Source organism: Micromonospora sp. CPM1, from assembly GCF_023896895.1.
GTDB classification, from domain to species: Bacteria; Actinomycetota; Actinomycetes; order Mycobacteriales; family Micromonosporaceae; genus Micromonospora; species Micromonospora tulbaghiae.
In genome coordinates, this window is the sequence record NZ_JAMHIU010000007.1 from 215,206 (window position 1) to 233,286 (window position 18,081).

Annotated in this window: 11 protein-coding genes and 2 tRNA genes; 6 read left to right on the forward strand and 7 right to left on the reverse strand. The window is 69.4% G+C overall.

Annotated features, from left to right (window positions below; translation table 11 throughout):
• Positions 1-64 precede the first annotated feature (64 nt).
• Positions 65-1,558, forward strand: a complete 1,494-nt coding sequence (locus M8C11_RS11300; protein ID WP_252449499.1) for a sigma-70 family RNA polymerase sigma factor — start codon at positions 65-67, stop codon at positions 1,556-1,558.
• Positions 1,559-1,603: 45 nt separating this feature from the next.
• A complete protein-coding gene (locus M8C11_RS11305) occupies positions 1,604-2,584 on the forward strand; it encodes a DUF2804 domain-containing protein (RefSeq protein ID WP_252449500.1) in 981 nt (326 codons plus the stop codon).
• On the opposite strand, the gene M8C11_RS11310 is transcribed toward M8C11_RS11305, so the two are convergent.
• From M8C11_RS11310 to M8C11_RS11320, 3 genes are all read right to left on the reverse strand, one after another.
• Entirely contained in the window at positions 2,569-4,326 is a 1,758-nt protein-coding gene (locus tag M8C11_RS11310) for a glycoside hydrolase family 2 protein (protein ID WP_252449501.1), read from the reverse strand. The genes M8C11_RS11305 and M8C11_RS11310 overlap by 16 nt on opposite strands.
• A complete protein-coding gene (locus tag M8C11_RS11315) occupies positions 4,323-5,651 on the reverse strand; it encodes an MFS transporter (protein WP_252449502.1) in 1,329 nt (442 codons plus the stop codon). The genes M8C11_RS11310 and M8C11_RS11315 overlap by 4 nt, the downstream gene beginning before the upstream one ends.
• Positions 5,652-5,790: 139 nt before the next feature.
• Positions 5,791-5,866, reverse strand: a tRNA-Lys gene (locus M8C11_RS11320).
• 229 nt (positions 5,867-6,095) lie between these two features.
• On the opposite strand from M8C11_RS11320, the gene M8C11_RS11325 reads away from it, so the two are divergent.
• Together M8C11_RS11325 and M8C11_RS11330 are read left to right on the forward strand one after the other, a co-directional pair.
• Positions 6,096-6,530, forward strand: coding sequence for a DUF6010 family protein (locus tag M8C11_RS11325; protein WP_252449503.1), 435 nt, complete (start codon positions 6,096-6,098; stop codon positions 6,528-6,530).
• 16 nt (positions 6,531-6,546) lie between these two features.
• Positions 6,547-7,488, forward strand: a complete 942-nt coding sequence (locus M8C11_RS11330; protein WP_252449504.1) for a GlxA family transcriptional regulator — start codon at positions 6,547-6,549, stop codon at positions 7,486-7,488.
• 81 nt (positions 7,489-7,569) lie between these two features.
• Here M8C11_RS11330 and M8C11_RS11335 read toward each other — a convergent pair.
• A tRNA-Lys gene (locus tag M8C11_RS11335) sits at positions 7,570-7,645 on the reverse strand.
• A 268-nt stretch (positions 7,646-7,913) separates the two neighbouring features.
• On the opposite strand from M8C11_RS11335, the gene M8C11_RS11340 reads away from it, so the two are divergent.
• Both M8C11_RS11340 and M8C11_RS11345 read left to right on the forward strand, forming a co-directional pair.
• Positions 7,914-8,648, forward strand: coding sequence for a trans-aconitate 2-methyltransferase (locus M8C11_RS11340; protein WP_252449505.1), 735 nt, complete (start codon positions 7,914-7,916; stop codon positions 8,646-8,648).
• An 88-nt stretch (positions 8,649-8,736) separates the two neighbouring features.
• Positions 8,737-9,147 (forward strand): SRPBCC family protein, encoded by a 411-nt coding sequence (locus M8C11_RS11345; RefSeq protein ID WP_252449506.1) that lies wholly within the window; start codon positions 8,737-8,739, stop codon positions 9,145-9,147.
• Between the two features lie 197 nt (positions 9,148-9,344).
• On the opposite strand, the gene M8C11_RS11350 is transcribed toward M8C11_RS11345, so the two are convergent.
• From M8C11_RS11350 to M8C11_RS11360, 3 genes are all read right to left on the reverse strand, one after another.
• Entirely contained in the window at positions 9,345-9,821 is a 477-nt protein-coding gene (locus M8C11_RS11350; RefSeq protein ID WP_252449507.1) for a hypothetical protein, read from the reverse strand.
• Positions 9,822-10,406: 585 nt separating this feature from the next.
• Positions 10,407-11,141 carry a hypothetical protein gene (locus M8C11_RS11355; RefSeq protein WP_252449508.1) on the reverse strand — a complete coding sequence of 245 codons (735 nt, stop codon included), beginning with the start codon at positions 11,139-11,141 and terminating at the stop codon, positions 10,407-10,409.
• 164 nt (positions 11,142-11,305) lie between these two features.
• Positions 11,306-18,079, reverse strand: coding sequence for a polymorphic toxin-type HINT domain-containing protein (locus M8C11_RS11360; RefSeq protein WP_252449509.1), 6,774 nt, complete (start codon positions 18,077-18,079; stop codon positions 11,306-11,308).
• Positions 18,080-18,081: the final 2 nt, after the last annotated feature.

Consider the following 18,081-nt stretch of genomic DNA (forward strand, 5'->3'; position numbering starts at 1 on the left):
CTGAGCGCGTATCGGACAGTCTCCACGGTGTACGAGATCGTTCCGTGAAGGCGAGGTTGTGAGCGTGTCCTATCACGCGTACCCGAGCAGGGCCGGCATGTCGGCGGTGGTGGACGCGGCTCGCCGCGGCGACCGGGCGGCGATGGACGAGCTGGTCTCGCACTGTCTGCCGCTGGTCTACAACATCGTGGGCCGGGCGCTGAACCGGTCGGCCGACGTCGACGACGTGGTGCAGAACACGATGCTGAACGTCGTACGCGGGCTGGCGGGCGTACGCGAGCCGCGGCTTTTCCGGTCGTGGCTGGTCGCCGTCACCATGAACGAGATCCGCACCCACACGCAGCGCCGGCACACCGCACCGGCGCCGCCGGAGGACATCGACAACGTGATCGACCCGCGCGCGGACTTCGAGGACCTGACCCTGACCCAGCTCCGCCTCTCCGACCAGCGCCGGGAGGTCGTCCTGGCCACACGCTGGCTGGACGACGACCACCGTCACCTGCTGTCGCTCTGGTGGCTGGTCGAGGCCGGCCACCTCACCCGCGCCGACCTGGTCGACGCCCTGAACCTGGCGCCGCACCACGTGACCGTCCGGGTGTCCCGGATGAAGGCGCAACTGGACACCGCCCGGCTGGTGGTGCGGGCGCTCACCATCCGGCCCGGTTGCGCCGCCCTGGCCGACACGGCCGCCGGCTGGGACCGTCAGCCGGCGCCGGTGTGGCGCAAGCGGTTCGCCCGGCACGTCCGGGACTGCCCGCACTGCCCGGACGCGACGAACGACCTGGTACCCGCCGGGCGGCTGCTGGCCGGCCTGGCGCTCACGCCACCCCCGGCCGCACTCGCCTCGGACGTCACCCACACGATGCACACCGTCGCCGGCTCGCAGGCCGCCTCGCCCGGCCTCCACGCCGTGACCGCCGGAGCGCGGTCGGGGCTCTCGTTGTCCAAGGTCCTGGTCGGCGTCGTCGCCGCCGTCGCGGTGGCCGGAGGTGGCGCGCTCGTCCTCGCCAACCACAACAGCGAGCCGAAGACGCAGCCGGCGAGTGCGGCAGCCGCGCAGCCCTCGGCCGCGACCGCCGCACCGGCGCTCACGCCCTCGCCGGCCGCGGTGGAGCCGTCCCCGACCGCTGCCCGCCCGAGCCCCACCCCCAGCAGGTCGGCGAAGCCCAGCAAGTCGCCCAAGCCGACCCCGTCGTCGTCGCCCTCCAGGTCCGCCGCCACGTCCACCGGCCTGTCCGCAGCGGAACGCCGGCTGCTGGTGCTGCTCAACGAGCGGCGTCGCGCGCTCGGGCTGACCGAGGTCAAGCTCGGCGCGGCGCAGCACCGCGAGGCGGAGTCCTGCGTACGGCAGAACCTCAACGCGAGCGGCCTGCAGCACTGCGGGCACGAGGTGCTGTTCGCCTCGTCGGGCAACTCCTCGCCGGAGCAGATGATCGAGGCCTGGTTCAACAGCCCCGGGCACAAGACGGCGCTGACGTACGCCAGTTCCCGCTTCGCCGGCCCGGCCATCGTCTTCAACGGCAGCCGCCAGGTCGCCGCCATCAACATCGACTACTGAGGGCGGGCTCGGACCACCGTCGCGGGCGGTCGCTACGCTCCCCCGATGACGCACGAGAAGGAGATCGTCGAGCCGGTCGACCTGTGCATGCCGGACGGGCGGCTCAACCCCGCCGCGGTCGGCTGGACCCGCCGGCCGCTGCACCGGGCGAACCTGCGCGGCTGGGGAAGAGCCAAGCGCTGGGAGTACTGGGGGATCGTGACGCCGGCCCACATCGTCGGCCTCGTCGCGTCGTCGCTGGACTACGCCGGGGTGCACGGCGTCTACGTGCTCGACCGCGCCACGAAGGTCGAGACCGGCAAGGACGTCGTGGTCCCGTTCGCCCGTGGCGTCGTCATGCCGCCGCTCAGCGGCGTGGGCACCGTGTGCGCACGCGGGGACGGCCTGTCGATCGACATCGGCCAGACCGCCGAGGGCAGTACGATCCGTGCCACCGCACCGGGCATCGAGATCGACCTCGTGGTGCCGCTCCCGCCCGGCCACGAGTCGCTCGGCGTCGTGGTCCCGTGGAGCACCCGCCGGTTCCAGTACACGGTCAAGGACGTCGGCCGCCCGGTGCGCGGCTCGCTGCGGGTGAACGGCACGACGCACACCGTGGCCGAGGACGACTCGTTCGCCGTGCTCGACCACGGCCGGGGCAAGTGGCCGTACGCGATCACGTGGAACTGGGCGGCGGGCAGCGGACCGGACGTGTCGATCCAGCTCGGCGGCAAGTGGACCGACGGCACCGGCTCGACCGAGAACGCGCTGTTTCTCGGCGGCCGGCTGCACAAGCTCGGCGCCGAACTGCGCTGGAGCTACGACCGCCGCGACTGGCTGCGGCCATGGCGGATCAGCGGTGATCGGGTCGCTGTGGAGTTCCACCCGTTCCACGAGAAGGTCTCCCGCACCAACCTCGGCGTCGTGGCCAGCGAGACCCACCAGTGCTTCGGGCACTTCTCCGGCTGGGCCCAGGCGGACGACGGCGAGCGGGTGGCTCTGGACGGCCTGGTCGGCTGGGCGGAGGAAGCTCAGAACCGCTGGTGACGCAGCAGGGCGTTGACCTGCCGCACCACGTCCTCGGGAAGCTTGACCACGCGCCGGTCGTAGGTGAGCAGACCGTTGAGTTCGTCCTCCACGTCGGACAGCTGGGTGTAGACGGTCGCGCTCAGACCGGCCCGGATCGCGGGCACGATCTGCTCGGTGTGCAGCCGCGTGAACGCCTCCGCCAGTTCCTCGGCGCTGCGGCACCGCCGGTAGCCGAAATCCTTGCGGTTGAACGCGTGCCCGTCGACGCGCAGGTTGTAGCCGCCGTACTCCGACAGCACCAGCACCCGGCGGTCACCGCGTCGCCGCGGCACCCGGAAGCGGCGGAAGTAGACGTGCAGGCTGCGCAGGTCACCGCCGCCCTGGTCGTGCCAGCCGCTGGCGTGGTCGACAGTGCGGGTGGGGTCCAGTTCGGCGAGGTCGCGGGCGATCCGGGCCGCGTCGAACTGCCCCCAGCCCTCGTTGAAGGGCACCCACACGGCGAGGCTCACCACGTTGCGCAGATGCTCGACGGTGTCGCGCAGCTCGGCCCGGAAGCGGGCCCGTCCGCCCGCGTCGGCTCGGCCGAACCAGCGCCGCCACCGGCCCCGGTCGGGCAGCCGCAGCGGCGTCACCGCCGGCGCGGTGACGACCAGCGGGTGGTAACCGCTGCCGCCGTTGACCATGTCCTGCCAGACCAGCATCCCCAGCCGGTCGCAGTGGTGATACCAGCGCAGCGGCTCGATCTTGATGTGCTTGCGCAGCATGGTGAACCCGAGCCGCTTCATGGTGGCGATGTCGGCGATCATCGCCTCGTCGGAGGGCGCCGTGTACATGCCGTCCGACCAGTAGCCCTGGTCGAGGATCCCGGCGTGGAAGTACGGCCGGCCGTTGAGCAGCAGGCGGGGCACGCCGTCGGGGTCCGGTCCGACGCCGAACGAGCGCATGCCGAAGTAGCTGCGGACCCGGTCCGCGCCCAGTTCGGCGGTCACGTCGTAGAGGAAAGGATCCTCCGGGCTCCACTGCCGTACCTCGGGGATCGGGATGCGCACCGCCACGCCGACCGGCGCGGTGGCCTCGGCCACCGCGATCCCGTCGGCCAGGATCCGGATGCCGGCGTCGCCGGCATCCGCCGTCGCGTGCGCCGTCACCTCGACGCACCCCTCGTCGAGGAGCGGCGTCAGGGTGAGGTGCCGCAGGTGTACGGCGGGCACGCTCTCGGCCCACACCGTCTGCCAGATCCCGGACTGGGCGGTGTACCAGATGCCGCCGCGGCGCAGCCGCTGCTTGCCCCGGGAGTGGTGGCCGGTGTCGCTGTCGTCCTGGACCGCCACGACCAGGACGTTGCCGTCCTCGCGGAGCGCGTCGGTGATGTCGCAGGTGAACGGCAGATACCCGCCGGTGTGACCGCCGACCGGGACGTCGTTCAGGTAGACCTGGCAGGTCTGGTCGACCGCGCCGAAGTGCAGCAGCAGCCGAGAGCCGGCAGCGTGGAAGCCCGCCGGCAGGGTCAGCGGACGGCGGTACCAGAGCGTCTCGCCCGGCTGGAGCTGCCGCCCGACGCCGGAGAGCGCGGACTCCGGGGAGAACGGAACGATGATCTCCCCGTCGTAGCGTTCCGGCTCGGCGGGGGAACCGGTGATCGCGTACTCCCACCGGCCGTTGAGGTTGAGACAGCTGTCCCGGGCGAACTGCGGGCGGGGATACTCGGGCAGGACACGCTCCGCGTCGAGCGTGGCACCCCACGGGGTCAGCAGCGTCATGCCCGGGCCTCCCGCTCCCGCCGCCGCAGCGCCACGGCCGGCACCGCGATGAGGACCAGCACGGCCAGCGCCATGAGGAAGATGCCCGGCGTCGGAATCTGCTTCACCACGCCGAGATCCTCGTAGACCTCGCCGGCGCCGGTGATCACGGCGGCGCCGAGGTAGGGGCCGATGAGCATCGGGACGAGGATGGCGAAGACCATCCGCAGCCCTTGCACATGACCGGCCCGGTCCGGTGGCGAGTGGTCGCGCACGATGGCGCCGATCGGGGCGAGGACCAGCATGAAGCCCGACATCATCACGATCCCGGCGGCGATCACGGGAACCATGCCGCGGGCGAAGAACATCAGGGTCAGGCCGGTGCCGTAGACCACTACCGCCGGCAGCAGGAAGCGCACCTTGCCGACGCGGTCGATGAGCCGCCCGCCGACCACGCTCACCGCCGACGCCGTGACGAGGACGACGGCCAGGACGATCGCGTACCCCTCGATCCGCAGGTACCGCTGGAGGTAGATGATCAGATACGGCAGGAATACCTGCGTGGAGATCCCCCAGATCGACCAGGCCGCCAGGGCGAGATAGAGCCCCGGGTTGGCCCGGACGGCGGCCGGGCGCAGACCGTGGACGACGGCGCGCAGGTACCCGCCCTCGTGCCGCACGACTGACGGGCTGTCCTCGACCAGGAACCAGGCCAGCACCCCGGCCACCGCCATGATCGCGCCGATGATCACAAAGAACAGCTGCCAGTTCCCGGCGCGGGCCAGCCCGTCGAACCCGCCGAAGATCACCAGCATCGAGACCAGCGGCATGATGGCGAGCACCGACTCGACCCGGCCGCGGTTCGCCGGCTCGGTCACGTCGGTGACCCACGCCTGGAACGCCGCGTCGTTTGCGCCCGAGCCGAGGAAGGACATCAGGCAGTCCAGCGTGACGACCGCGATCGCCGTGACCAGCACGACGTTCGCCACGGGCGCGATGTCCTCCACGAAACCCACTGTCAGGAAACCGAAGGCGGCGGTGGAGACGCCCCACAGCAGGTAGCCGCCGGCGATGAACGACCGGCGCCGCCCCGTCCGGTCGGAGAGGGCGCCGAGCAGCAGGGTGGCGACAGTGGCGGTCACGGCGCTGGCGGCGACCATCGTGGCGATCACGTTGGGGTCGTCGGTGATCGTGTCGTACACGAACAGGTTCAGGTAGATGTTCTCGATGGTCCAGGCCATCTGCCCGACGAGGCCGAGCACGATCAGGGCGGTCCAGACCCGGGGGCGCAGGCCGGCCGGACCGGCCGAGGTGGCCGGGGTGAGCACGCTCCGGGTGGTGGACACGACGGCCTCCTTCGACGGATCAGAATATGATCTATTCCGTCCGGCCGTCGATGGGTCCGGGGTCGGCGAGGCTGCCGCGTCCGAGCAGGCACGACGAAAAGGCCCCGGTTCGGGGTGACCGAACCAGGGCCTTGCACGTTGGTGCGCCGCCAGGGACTCGAACCCCGAACCCGCGGATTAAGAGTCCGCTGCTCTGCCAGTTGAGCTAGCGGCGCTCGCTGACAACGGGACGAGACGTTAGCACGCCCGCCCACCACCCCGGGCGGACAGGGCGACCCGCCCGGGTCGCCAGGTGCGGAGCGGAACGCACCAGCCGGTTCCTTCGGGCTGATCGGCGTGGCCGGAATCCGTCGGACCCCGGCAGTTTCGCCTCTCGTTCCCCACGTCCGGCCTGCCTAGGCTGCCTTTCCGACACGCTTCCGGGGATGGGACAGGACTGGGATCATGCTTCGCTATGTCATGCCGATGGTGATCGGGCTGGTCTACGTCGGGCTCAACTCCGTGGTGCCCGAACCGCACCGACGGCGCCTCAACGCACTCGTGGTCACCGGCGCGGGGGCCGCCTACCTCAGCGGCGGTGGATTCGGCCTGTGGGAGCTGGCGTTCTGCGCCCTGCTGGTGGCGGTGGGCTACGCCGGGCTCACCTCGTACACCTTCATCGGTGTGGGCTGGCTCCTGCACACCGTCTGGGACGTCCTGCACCACCGTCGCGGCACCCCGATCATCCCGTCGCTGCACGACTCGTCGTTCGGCTGCGCCCTCTGCGACCCGGTGATCGCCCTCTGGTGTTTCGCCGGCGGCCCGTCAGTCACCGACCTGTACCACCGCCTCACCCGGCGGGTGCCCGACGCGGGCCGACCGGTGACCGCCGGGTCCTGACTGTTTGGATCTCCCCATGCACACCGTGGCCGTGCTCGCCCTCGACACCGTCGTACCGTTCGATCTGGCCACCCCGATCGAGGTCTTCGACCGCACCCGCCTGCCCGGCGGCCGTCCCGGCTACCGCGTCGTCGTCTGCGCCGAACGGCCGACGGTGACCACCGGCGTGTTCGACATCGCCGTACCGTGGCGCCTAGACGTCCTGGCCGACGCCGACACCGTCATCGTGCCCGGGGTGACCGACCCGGGGGCGGCGGCGCCCGGCCCGGTCCTGGACGCGCTGCGTGCCGCCGAGGCCCGCGGCACCCGGATCGCCTCGATCTGCGGCGGGGCGTTCACACTGGCCGCCGCCGGCCTGCTCGACGGGCGGCGCGCCACCACCCACTGGGTCGCCGCCGCGCAGCTCGCCGCCCGGTACCCAAGGGTCCAGGTGGACCCGAACGTCCTGTACGTCGACAACGGCCAGATCCTGACCTCGGCCGGCGCCGCCGCCGGGCTCGACCTGTGTCTGCATCTGGTCCGAACCGACCACGGTGCCGCCGTCGCCGCCGACGCGGCGAGGCTGTCCGTGATGCCGCTGGAACGCGCGGGCGGGCAGGCGCAGTTCATCGCACACGAACCGCCCGCCCCCGACGGAACCACACTGGAGCCGTTGCTGACCTGGATGCGCCAGAACGCGGGGCGGGACCTGGCGCTGGCCGACATCGCCCGTCACGCCGGTATGAGCGTCCGCACCCTGAACCGCCGGTTCCGGGACCAGGTGGGTACCACCCCGCTGCGGTGGCTGCACCGGATCCGCGTCCACCAGGCCCAGCACCTGCTGGAGACCACGGCGCATCCCGTGGACCGGGTGGCGACGCAGGTCGGATTCGGCTCCGTCACCGCTTTCCGGGACCGCTTCCGGCGGGTCACCGGCACCAGCCCGCAGGCGTACCGGCGCAGCTTCCGGAGCGGGTGAGCGTCCCCGCGGACCAGCGGCGGACCTAAACACGAAAAAGGCCCCGACCGGCGTGGAACGCCCGGTCAGAGCCTTGCTCGTTGGTGCGCCGCCAGGGACTCGAACCCCGAACCCGCGGATTAAGAGTCCGCTGCTCTGCCAGTTGAGCTAGCGGCGCTCACTGACAACGGGACGCGACGTTAGCACGCCCGAACACCACCCCGAAAACGCGGGGCCGGCCTCACCGCAATGCCGGCGTGACCCGCCCGGTCGCGGCCCCAGACGGGCCCACCACCAGGGTGTACGCCCCGGACGCCGGCCGGGGTTCGCCGGCACTGTCGATCAGGTGGCGGGAGGTGCGGCGTACCCGTGGAGTGGGCTGGAGAAGCGGACGCCGGCTTCCTCGCGGCCGGTCGGGAACCGATCGGAGCCGTATCGTGCTGGTGATGGAGCTCTTCGGCACGGTGGCCGACCTGTACGAGCGCGCGCGGCCCGGATATCCGCCGGAGATCGCCGAGTCGATACGCGCCTACCACGGCGGGGCACCGGCGTCGGTGGCCGAGGTCGGCGCGGGCACCGGCAAGGGCACCGAGGTGCTGGTCCGCCTCGGCGCGCCACTGACCTGCGTGGAGCCCGACGCACTGATGGCGGCCCGGCTGGCCGAGCGGTTCCCGGACGCCCGCGTCGAGGCGACGACGTTCGAGCGATGGTCGCCGCCCACCGGCGGGGTGGACGTGCTCGCCTGCGCGATGGCCTGGCACTGGCTGGACGCCGCCACCCGCAACGCCCTGGCCCGGCGCGCCCTGGCACCCGGCGGCACGCTCGCCGTCTTCGGGCACCGCTACGACTACGCCGACGCCGACCAGCAGGCCGCCGTCCGGGCCGCACTGCGATCCGTCGACCCGACCGTCCGGGAACGGCCCGTCGACTGGTTCCACAGGGACGTCCTCGACAGCGGGCAGTTCGACGACGTACGCCGCGACGTGTTCCGGCGGGAACTGCCGCTGGACAAGGAGCGGTACCTGGCGCTGATGCGCACGTTCGGGCCGTACCTGTCCCGCACCCCGGACCAGCAGCGACGCGGGATCGCCGCGCTGGACCGGCTGGTCGACGACTTCGGCGGCACCGTCGTGCTCGACCTGCGGACCACGCTGGTGCTGGGCCGGGCCGATGCTCGGTGACCGGTGGGGCGTGTCCGACGAAGAGACACGTCGCCGGTATCCGTGCGACGGCCTCGTCCCCGCGCCCACGTTGCGGGCGTGGCGCGGGGTGACCGTGGACGCCCCACCGGCCGCCGTGTGGCGGTGGGTCGCCCAGATCCGGCTCGCGCCCTACTCGTACGACTGGATCGACAACCTCGGCCGCCGCTCACCGCAACGGCTGGTGGACCTTACCGAGCCGGTGGTGGGCGAGGCGTTCACGACTGCCGGCGGGCGGCGACGGGGGCGGATCCTCGCGGTCGAGCCGGGGCACCACCTCACCGGCGAGATCATGGGCGCGGTGCTGTCGTACGTCCTGGTGCCGGACGCCGGGAACGGCACCCGCCTGCTGCTCAAGGTGGTGATGCGGACGAACCCGGTGATCGCCCTCGGTGGCTGCCTCGGTGATCTGGTGATGGCCCGCCGGCAGTTGCTGAACCTCAAGCGGCTCGCCGAGTCCGGCGACGGGCCCGCCCGCTGACCGTCGTGCCTAGCCCCTGGATCCGTTGACGGCTGGCACGGATTCCTGACCTACGCTCCGGCGATGGCCGGGGTGGTCAGTGGATTCTCCTGACCCTTCACGACGGTCATCGATCCATTGCTGTGGTGGATAGGCGTGGGCACCGCATCTGCGCCCTGCTCAGCATCTGACCGCAACGGGGCGCGCGACTCCGCACTTCACTGTCGCCCGGTTGGCGCTATCGAAACTCCCCCAGCCGGTTCATCAGCGTCATCCGTAGAGCTCGCGAAGAGCTCGACTCCGGTTGACGAGATTGCGTACGATGAGTCGCCGTCGAACTCAACCGGGAAACCGCGCTGAGTCAGCTCCTCCAGCACAGCCGCGAGAGGCCTTCCCGTTAATTGAGTTCCACCAAGTGACACGACTCTTTGGCCTCCGACCTCTATGAAGACCAGGCGGTCCAGCTCGTCGTAGGACAGCATGATCATTCCATCTGCATAGATGTCCGTCAGCCCCGCGCCCGGCACTCGCTCGAAGGCCTTGTAGCTTCCGAGCCGCTCACGGTGACTGGAACGGCTCTCCCCGAACCGGACACGATCAAGGCCGATCCCGGGCAGGACTTCCAACACGCTTGAACCCTTCGGCATGACCGAGCCCTTTTCGCTCTCCCATACTGCGATCAGCCCATTCTCCATGGCCGCACCATGCCGAACGAAGCATCAACATGGACTGAGACCGATCGGCAGCTGCCGATCATCCATATCACGTCATCATACTTCGGGCCAGGTTCTGCTCCGAATGTCGCCCACGTCCACAGCGCTGCTGGCTCTCGCCCACCGGCGCAAGGGGCGACGCCCACATCCGACTCTCCGGCTAGTTCGAGATCGGCGTCGTCGCCGTGCGGCGCTACCTGCAGAAGCGACAACCAACCTTGCGGCGGTAGCGAACAATCTGGCCGCCGTCATGCAACGGATCCGCCGGCTGCCTTCGCGGCCCTGGATGGCACCCCTGCCCCGATCGACCGGTCGCCAACATGCCTCCACGCTCTCCGGGAGGCGCCAGCACCACAGCGTGTACGTGCACGTCATCGCCGCCGCCGCTGACCGGCGGAGATGTGAACTTCGTCGACGTGGGCTACCCGACGCCGCCACCCGCGATGTTGTCGACCTTGGCGGTGGTCGTGTCCCTGCACACCGCTCTTCGGGCGCTGCTGCACCTCTGTCGTTGCCCGAGCAGCTGGTGCTCCGGAATGCGCGATTGATAGCTTTTGGCCCGAGACATCAACCCTGCAACTCAGGGCAGTTGAAGGTCGATTCCGAATCCGCCAGCCTTCGCCTCAGCCATTGCAGCTCATGGAACGACCGACTATATGGTTGGCGGGCGAAGCCCAGCATGAGTTCCTCGATCAACTGCAGGGCTTCGTGACCTCTGCCGTAGCTCACCAAGGCCAAGGGAAGCCGCCATTCGAAGTGCTTACCCCCACTGAACCGCCGCCGCCGCAACAGATCGTTGATCAGCAGATCGGGGGTCACATGGGAAACAATATCGACAAAAGAGTCGATGTGCCGTGCGATCGATATCGCAACAGCTTCAGGACCCGCATGGCCGGGCAAATGGATGCCGACGTCTCGCAGTCGGCCGACTGCGACGCTAACAGTGGCAGTGAAGAGTTCTGGCGGATCTGCACCGATCAATCGACAGTAGGCCCGCTCGACGGGAATAAGCAAAAAGTCGATCCACGGCCGGACGACCATCTGCTCAGCCGAAACTACCTGAAAGCGCAGCCGTCCAAGGACATCCCTCCCGCCGCTCAGACTGAATGTCAAGTGGTCGAAGGGGGCCAGACCTGCAGCACTCGCCTGCTGCCAGATCTCGGCAGCGGCTGCGGTTGCAGCGGTCGAACCGAGATCTGGCGCTTCTACAGGCGGAGGCGGAGCCGCGGACCACCACCATCGGGAAGAGATGGTTGACGCATCCCTGAGCCCACGGCGCTGCCTCTCATCGACCACGTACACCGCCGCAGCAAATCGATCTACAGACGGGTGACGCAGCCGGATAACAGATTCTATGCAATCGCGCGCCGCCAAACGCGACAGAGCCTCTCTTCGCCCTGTCAACTCGGAGGAAAAGCTCCTCCAACAATCCAGCAGCCTTCCCGGCGCGATGAACAACAGTCCTCCTACTTCCTGAGCTGCTTGAGGAATTCGGCTTCTGGATTATCCGCCTTGAAGTAGGTCACGATGCCATTGTCGCCCAAAACGCCGAGTTCCCGCGTTTTAGTGTTCACCCGCACGAGCGCGCCATCTGAATCTCGCCGCTGCTGCTGCGTGCCAGCGGTGGCGGCATCACAGAGAAAACGTTGTGCGCAGCTGGCGTAATCATCGAGAGCCAGGTCGACATCGCCATCGTTCCTATCCAAGATCTCCCTCATGTCACCGACGCCGCCAGGCTTATCCATGCCCATCACGTGCTTGTCGAAGTGCTCGAACAAGTTGGCGTCACTCGTCCAGTCGCAATTGTGCACCAACACCGAGGTGTTGCCTGCGAGCACATAGTACGTGTGGATGTCGTCGACGGTGAGGTTGTAGACCCGCGCCGGTTCCGTCCACTGCCGGGTCGCGCTGATCTGCACGTAGGTGCCGGCCGAGGTACGCAGCCACTGACCGGCCCGCAGATCGGCGGCATCGACCCACTCGTCGAGGCCGGGCACCCAGAACGGGTGGTTGTCGGTGGCGACTACGCGCTCCGTGGCGTTGCCGCTGTCACCGTCAGGATCGATGGTGACCTCGACCAGGTTCTTGCTGCCCTGACCGATGATGGTCGCCACCACCGGCTTGATCGTCGTCTTGCCGGTCACCGGATCGGTCACCAACACCATGTCGCCGGTCTTGACGTCCTCGATCGGCTTGCGCGACCCGTCGGCCATCACCACCAACGTGCCGGGCACGAAGCTGTTCTTGCACTTGATGAATGCCTTGGCGCTGCCGACCAGGTCGCCGAGCAGACCCTTGACCCGGCTGGTCAGGTTGGCGAGTTTCTTCCACTTCCATGGAGCGCCGTATCTGACGGCCAGCTTGCCCAGCGCACCGCCGATCGCCGCGCCCGCGACGTTGACTGCTGTGGCCAGGCAGCCGCCCATGTCGCCCTTGAGGAAGCAGTCCAGGGCATCGGTGATACCCAACTCGTCCATCAGGATCTTCGCCAGGGCCTTGGCGGCGTTGAGCATCTTCGCCTTGGCCGCGGCGATCCGCCGCTGCCTTTCCTTCTCCGCCGCCGCCCGCGCGGCCGCGGCCCGCTCCTCCGCTGATGCCCGCGGGTTGTTGTGGACGTTGATCGTGGGCTCGTCCGGGTCGTACGCGCCCGAGCAACCACCGCACCCGTCGTTGTGGCCCTTGACCTTGTGGTAGGTGCCGTACATGTCCTCGTAGTCGGCGCCCGGCCCGCAGGCGTCGTCGGAACAGGCCTTGAGGCCGTCCGGGTCGGAGAACGAGATCGGGTTGTTGTTGGCGTACGCGTACCCGTTCATCTGCTGCGGGTCGTTGACGTCGATGATCGGGTCGACCGAGATGAACCGGCCGGTGATCGTGTCGTACTCCCGCGCGCCGATGTTGACCAGGCCTGTCGTGGAATCGATGTTCCCGTTGACGAAGCCCTTCTCCGTCGGCCACTGACCTGGCGAGGCACCCCGGTTCTCGCCGTACGGGGTCATCCGCCGGTGCGTGACAGCGCCGCTCTGGTCCACCACTGCCTGGCCGGTGCCGTGGTGGTCGTTCGCGACGTACCGGAGGCCGTCCACCTTGCGGACCAGGCTCGCCCCGCCCGGAAGCGAGTAGTACCGGGTGGCGTCGGTGGACCGGGTCTGGTGGTTCAGCCGGATCTCCATGCCCAGCAGGTAGAGCGTGGTCGAGGCCGGCTCCTTGCGGAGCATCCGGGAGCCGTCGACGTCATAGAGGAAGCTGGTCTTCTTGCCGGCTTCGGTGACCGACTCGAGGTTGCCCTCGGCGTCCCAGACCAGGGTCTGGTCCTCGCCGGCCCTCGTCCGCTTCTTCGTGTTGCCGGCCGCGTCGTACTCGTACGAGTACAGCTGATCACCCTGCGGGGTCTTCTCCGTCATCTGGCGCAGCGTGTGCGGCTGCGCCTGGCCGACGGCGGGGTAGGTGTAGCTGCGTTCGATGAGCGGAGTGCCGTTGGTCCCGTACTGGACTTCGGTCTTCCGGTTGCCCGTGACGTCGAAGGTGTAGGCGTGGTGGTAAGGGGCCACACCGCCCACTCCGGTGACCGAGGGCCCACCGGCGCACGGGTCGGTCGCGGTGCTCGCCGACGTCCAGGCCCGCTCCATCCGGCGCAGGTAGTCGTACGTGAAGCACTGCGTGTCCTGCGTCCCGGACGGGTTGTTGGCGATCCGCAGGATGTTGCCGGACTGGTCGTACGTGTAGCGGGCGTCGATGTCCACGACCGGAGCCGACTCGCGGTCCAGCCGTAGCCGGGTGAGCCGCTTGGAGCCCTGCTCGTACTCGTAGGTCGACCAGACCTTCCGGGTGCCCACCCGGGCCTCGGTCTGCAGTACCTCGCCGGTGCCGGCGTACTCGACGTCGGTCAGGTAGGGGGCGTCACCGGTCGCCGCGGTCAGGCGCTCAAGACTGTCGTAGGTGTAAGCGACAGTCTCGAACGGCAGCCCACCGCCCTCCGACATGCTCAGCGACTGGACGGTGCCGTCCCGGTTGAACTCCGTGCCGAAGGTGTAGAAGCCAGCCAGTTCGGCACCGGCGTGCTCGGGCACGGAGTAGTAGGTGGCGTGCGGCCGGTAGAACTCGTCGTAGATCGAGAAGTACGTGGCGTACTCGTGTCCGTCGATCCAGCGGCTCGTCGAGGAGAGCTCACCGAGCATCTCCAGGTCGTACGTCCAGCTGCTCAGCAGTTCCCCGGTGTCGGCGGCCCCCTTGTAGACGGCGATCTTCCGGCCGATCTCGTCGTACTTCGTGCTGATCGTCTGGTTGAGGGCGTTCGTGGTGCTGGTGAGCCGGTCCAGGTCGTCGTAGCCGAACGTCGACGCGCCGGCGTCCGGGTCGGTCGACTTCGTCTTGCGGCCCAGCTGGTCGTACTCGTGGGACCAGACGTTGCCGGCCGGGTCCTTGACCGTCTTCAACTGGCCGGCGTGCGTGTAGGTGTACTCGGTCTTGTCGAAGTCGCCCGTCGGACCGCTGCCCTTGTACTGCCGCAGTTCGGTGGTCTTGCCCAGGGCGTTCGTGATCGAGGTCGTCGGGGTGCCGCCGGCCGGCGGGTCGACCGAAACGCGGTCGCCGCCGTAGGTGGTCGTGGTGCGCCACTTCTCGTTGCCCGCGACCGCGAAGATCTCCGCCTTGACCCGGTCCGCGCCGTCGTAGACGTACAGCGTCTGGCCGTTGACGTCACCGTTGACGGCCGGGTAGATCACGTCGGTGGGCGTGCCTGCCACCGTGTACGTCGCGTACGTCTTCGCCAGCTGGCCGGTGCCGGTGTAGAAGGTGTCGGCCACGGTACGGGTGCCGTCCGGGCCCTCCGACTGCACCTGGCGGGGCCGGAGCAGGCCGTCGTGCAGCTTGTACTCGACGCTGTAGGAGCCGTCGTTCTGCCGCCGCTCGGTCTTGATGGCGACCGGCTTGTCGGTGCGGACCAGGTAGCTGTAGCGGATGCTCGGCTCCAGGCCGCTGGCGCCCGTCCGGTCCGGCATCCAGACCTTCGCCAGCCGGCCCAGGGCGTCGTACTCCAGGACGCTCTTGAGGCCGTTCTGGTCCACCTGTCCGACCGGCACACCCCACGCCGGGGCGTAGTCGGTGGTGGTGACGAACTGCAGCGGGTTGGTCTCCTTGACCTTGGTGGTCAGGCCGTTGGTGTCCGTGTACACGGTCTTCGTGACCCGGCCCAGCGCGTCGACGGCGGTCAAGGGCCGGCCGTACGCGTCGAACGTGCCCTCCGACGCGCGGATGTAGGTGGCCGTCGTGCCGTTGTGGCTCTTCAGCCGCTCGGTCCGGGTCGGGTTGCCCAGCGTCGGCGCGACGCCGAACGCCTTGCCGTCGTAGAGCGTCCGGGTGTCGGAGATGACCTGCTTGCTGCGGTCGGGGGTGGCCGAGCACGCCACGGACACCGACTCGACCCGCGACACCAGGCTGTAGAGGTGGGCGGTCGCGTTGTCGGCGTACGTGGTCCGGCTGCATGCCTCGTCGCCGGTGACCGCCACGTCACCCTCGTTCTCGGTCTCGGTCACCCGGCCGAAGCCGGTCTCGAAGGTCGAGGTCTGCTTCGTCTCCCGCCACCCGCCGGCGGCCAGGGCGACCAGGCTCCGGGCGGTGGTGGTGTTGATGAACCAGGCCTTCTTGCTGCCCCAGCTGTGGGTCTCCGTCGCGGTGTTGTGCCGCCACGGGACGGCGATGCTCTTGCTGACCGCGTCGGCGCCGTCGTAGACGATGCTCTCCAACTGGTGGCCGGAGAACTCGTTGTGGTCGGTGTGGCTCCCGCCGGTCGAGTCGGCGACGCTGACGGTACGCGTGCCGCCGTCCGGATCCTTGTCGCCGTGCATGCCGCGCAGGTAGCGGTACTCCGTCTTGGTCGTCTGGACCTGACCGTCGCCGGCCGTGACGATCACGCGGCCGTAACCGCGCCAGTCGCTCCAGGTCAGGTCCTTCGGGTCGGAGATGCCGTCCGGGTCGGCGTGCCGCCAGGCCGCCCCGTCCAGGTACTGGTAGCGGGTCACCATGTCCGGCGCCCCGCCGGTGCGGTCGGTCTCGACGACCTGCTCGACCACGTACTTGTGGAACCAGTCGGTGATCGGGTCGCCGCTGCCGAGCGGGTTCCACTTCACCGGGTAGCAGCGCCTGGTGCTGTTGCCCGGCGTGGGCAGCGTGCTCTTGGTGCAGTCCGGGGTGGCGTAGTTGACGTCGATCTGACCGCCGGCGTCGGTCCACACGGTCGCCAGCCGGAAGCGGACCAGCGGAGCGATGTTGTCGCCGTCGCGGTCGATCCGGTTGGGCAGTTGCAGACCGCCCAGTTCGACGGACGGCATGGCGATGTCGGCGCCCGGCCCGTAGAGACCGGTGTGGGTGATCTTGTGGAGCCAGAGGGTCCGCGAGCCGTCACCGTTGTCGGTGAGCAGGTGGTCGAGCTTCCAGTTGTCCACCGGCGTCCAGCCGGTGCCCTCGCGGATCTCGGTGGTGATGCCGGTCAACCGGGCCCGGGTCCAGAACGTCGGGGTGATCTGGTCGAGCTTGCACTTGGTGTCCTTGGCGCAGTTGCGGTCGAACGGCACATCCGGCCAGTAGGGCGCGGTGGTGGTGTTCAGATCCTGCGGGTCGCAGTCGACGTTGCCGGACGGCAGGCACCGTTCCTTGGTCTCGAAGCGCACCCGGGCGGGAGCGTTGGTCGTGTAGACGGCCTCGTGCCGCTGGCCGTAGTCGACCCGCTTGAGCCAGCCGCCCCGGACGTACGGAACACCGTTGACGTCGGTCTTCTTGCCCCGGGCGTAGTAGTTGATCTCCTTCTCGTAGAAGTACGAGGTGACGTTGCCGTAGCGGTCCTTGACGTAGTCGAGGCTCCAGCGCCACGCCTGGTCGCAGTACGCCGACGTGAACGTCGCGTTGTAGCAGGGCTCGCCCGAGTCGTCGCCGTAGATCGGCACGGTCCAGGTCGAGCCGGTCTCCTCCTTGCCGGAGGTCCAGCCGGGGAGCCGGTTCAGGCCGAAGTGGTACTGGGTGCCGTCGGTGGTGGTGACCCGCCAGTACTCGCCGTCGTTGTCACCGTTCACCGCGCCGGTGAGCCGCTCGACCTTCGAGCCGTCGTCGGTCCCGAACCGCCAGGTGTCACCGGTCTTGACCAGCTCCGTCGACTTGCCGTTGAGCAGGATGGTCGCGTTGTCGTACGCCCAGCACTGGTCGGCGTACTGGTCGTGCCCGTCGTCCGAGCAGGGCTTGTAGCGGCGCTCGATGTGCCCGGGCTCGTAGTTGAAGCCCTCACCGATCCACGAGCCCTGGTTGTTGGTCGTCGCGGTCCGGCCGTCGACCGACTGCGACGAGTAGGCCAGCGCGATCGGCGGCGCACCACCACCCGGCACCGGCGGGCTCCGCAGCGGGTAGCTCCAGGAGAAGCCACCCGTGGAGGGGGCCACCGACCACTTGGACGACGGGGACAGCTTCGTGGCGCCGTAGTCGCCCTGCGAGGAGGAGTCGGTGGCGGTCATGGCGAAGAGCGCACCGGTGCCCGCCTCGGCGGAGAGCGTCTCGGCGGCGCTGTCGTTCGTCGTCGGCAGCGGAACCGGGGCACACTGGGCCTTCTCCGGCGTGGTCAGCGCGCACTCGGGCAGGCGGACCAGCCGCAGCCGGGCGCCGAAGTCGCCACCGAACGCACCGGCGACCCCGCCGTAGCCGAGGTCGAGGCGGACGGTCCCGGCAGCGGCCTGACCGTCGGCCCGCTTCAGCCGGACGATCGGGCCGTCGACCTTGGCCTTCTCCGAGGCCTTCCGGTCGAGCACCTCGATGCGTACCTTGCCGGGAGCGGAGGCCGCCGGACGGGCCGGGTCCGCCGCGGCGGACGCGGCGGACGCGGCGGCGGGTGCGGCCGACACCGCGACCGGCAGGCCACCGATCTTGGCGGTGGCCGCCGGGGCCTTGGAGCGGGCGGCCCCGGGCGCCGGCACGGTGACGTCCGCGGCGCCGGCGGCGGGCCAGGTGACCTTCGCCGGGGTGGTGGAGGCGGCAGCCACCGCCGGGTTGGCCGCCTTCGGCTTGGCCGGCAGCGGGTCGCGCTTGGGCAGGACCTTGGACGCGTCCGAGGTCGACGGACGGTTCGGCTTCGCCTCGGCCGAGGCGGGTGGGGTCGCGATCTGGATGAAGCCGGCGGCCATGACACCGGCCATCGCCCAGGAAACCGGTCGTACGGTGTGGCGGACGAAGCCGCCGGACCGGACCAGGAGTCGGGAGAACATCA

Coding starts and splice junctions, on each gene's coding strand:
- M8C11_RS11305 (WP_252449500.1), top strand. CDS start 1,604: ATGACGCACGAGAAGGAGATCGTCGAGCCGGTCGACCTGTGCATGCCG.
- M8C11_RS11310 (WP_252449501.1), bottom strand. CDS start 4,326: ATGACGCTGCTGACCCCGTGGGGTGCCACGCTCGACGCGGAGCGTGTC.
- M8C11_RS11325 (WP_252449503.1), top strand. CDS start 6,096: ATGCTTCGCTATGTCATGCCGATGGTGATCGGGCTGGTCTACGTCGGG.
- M8C11_RS11330 (WP_252449504.1), top strand. CDS start 6,547: ATGCACACCGTGGCCGTGCTCGCCCTCGACACCGTCGTACCGTTCGAT.
- M8C11_RS11340 (WP_252449505.1), top strand. CDS start 7,914: ATGGAGCTCTTCGGCACGGTGGCCGACCTGTACGAGCGCGCGCGGCCC.
- M8C11_RS11350 (WP_252449507.1), bottom strand. CDS start 9,821: ATGGAGAATGGGCTGATCGCAGTATGGGAGAGCGAAAAGGGCTCGGTC.
- M8C11_RS11360 (WP_252449509.1), bottom strand. CDS start 18,079: ATGTTCTCCCGACTCCTGGTCCGGTCCGGCGGCTTCGTCCGCCACACC.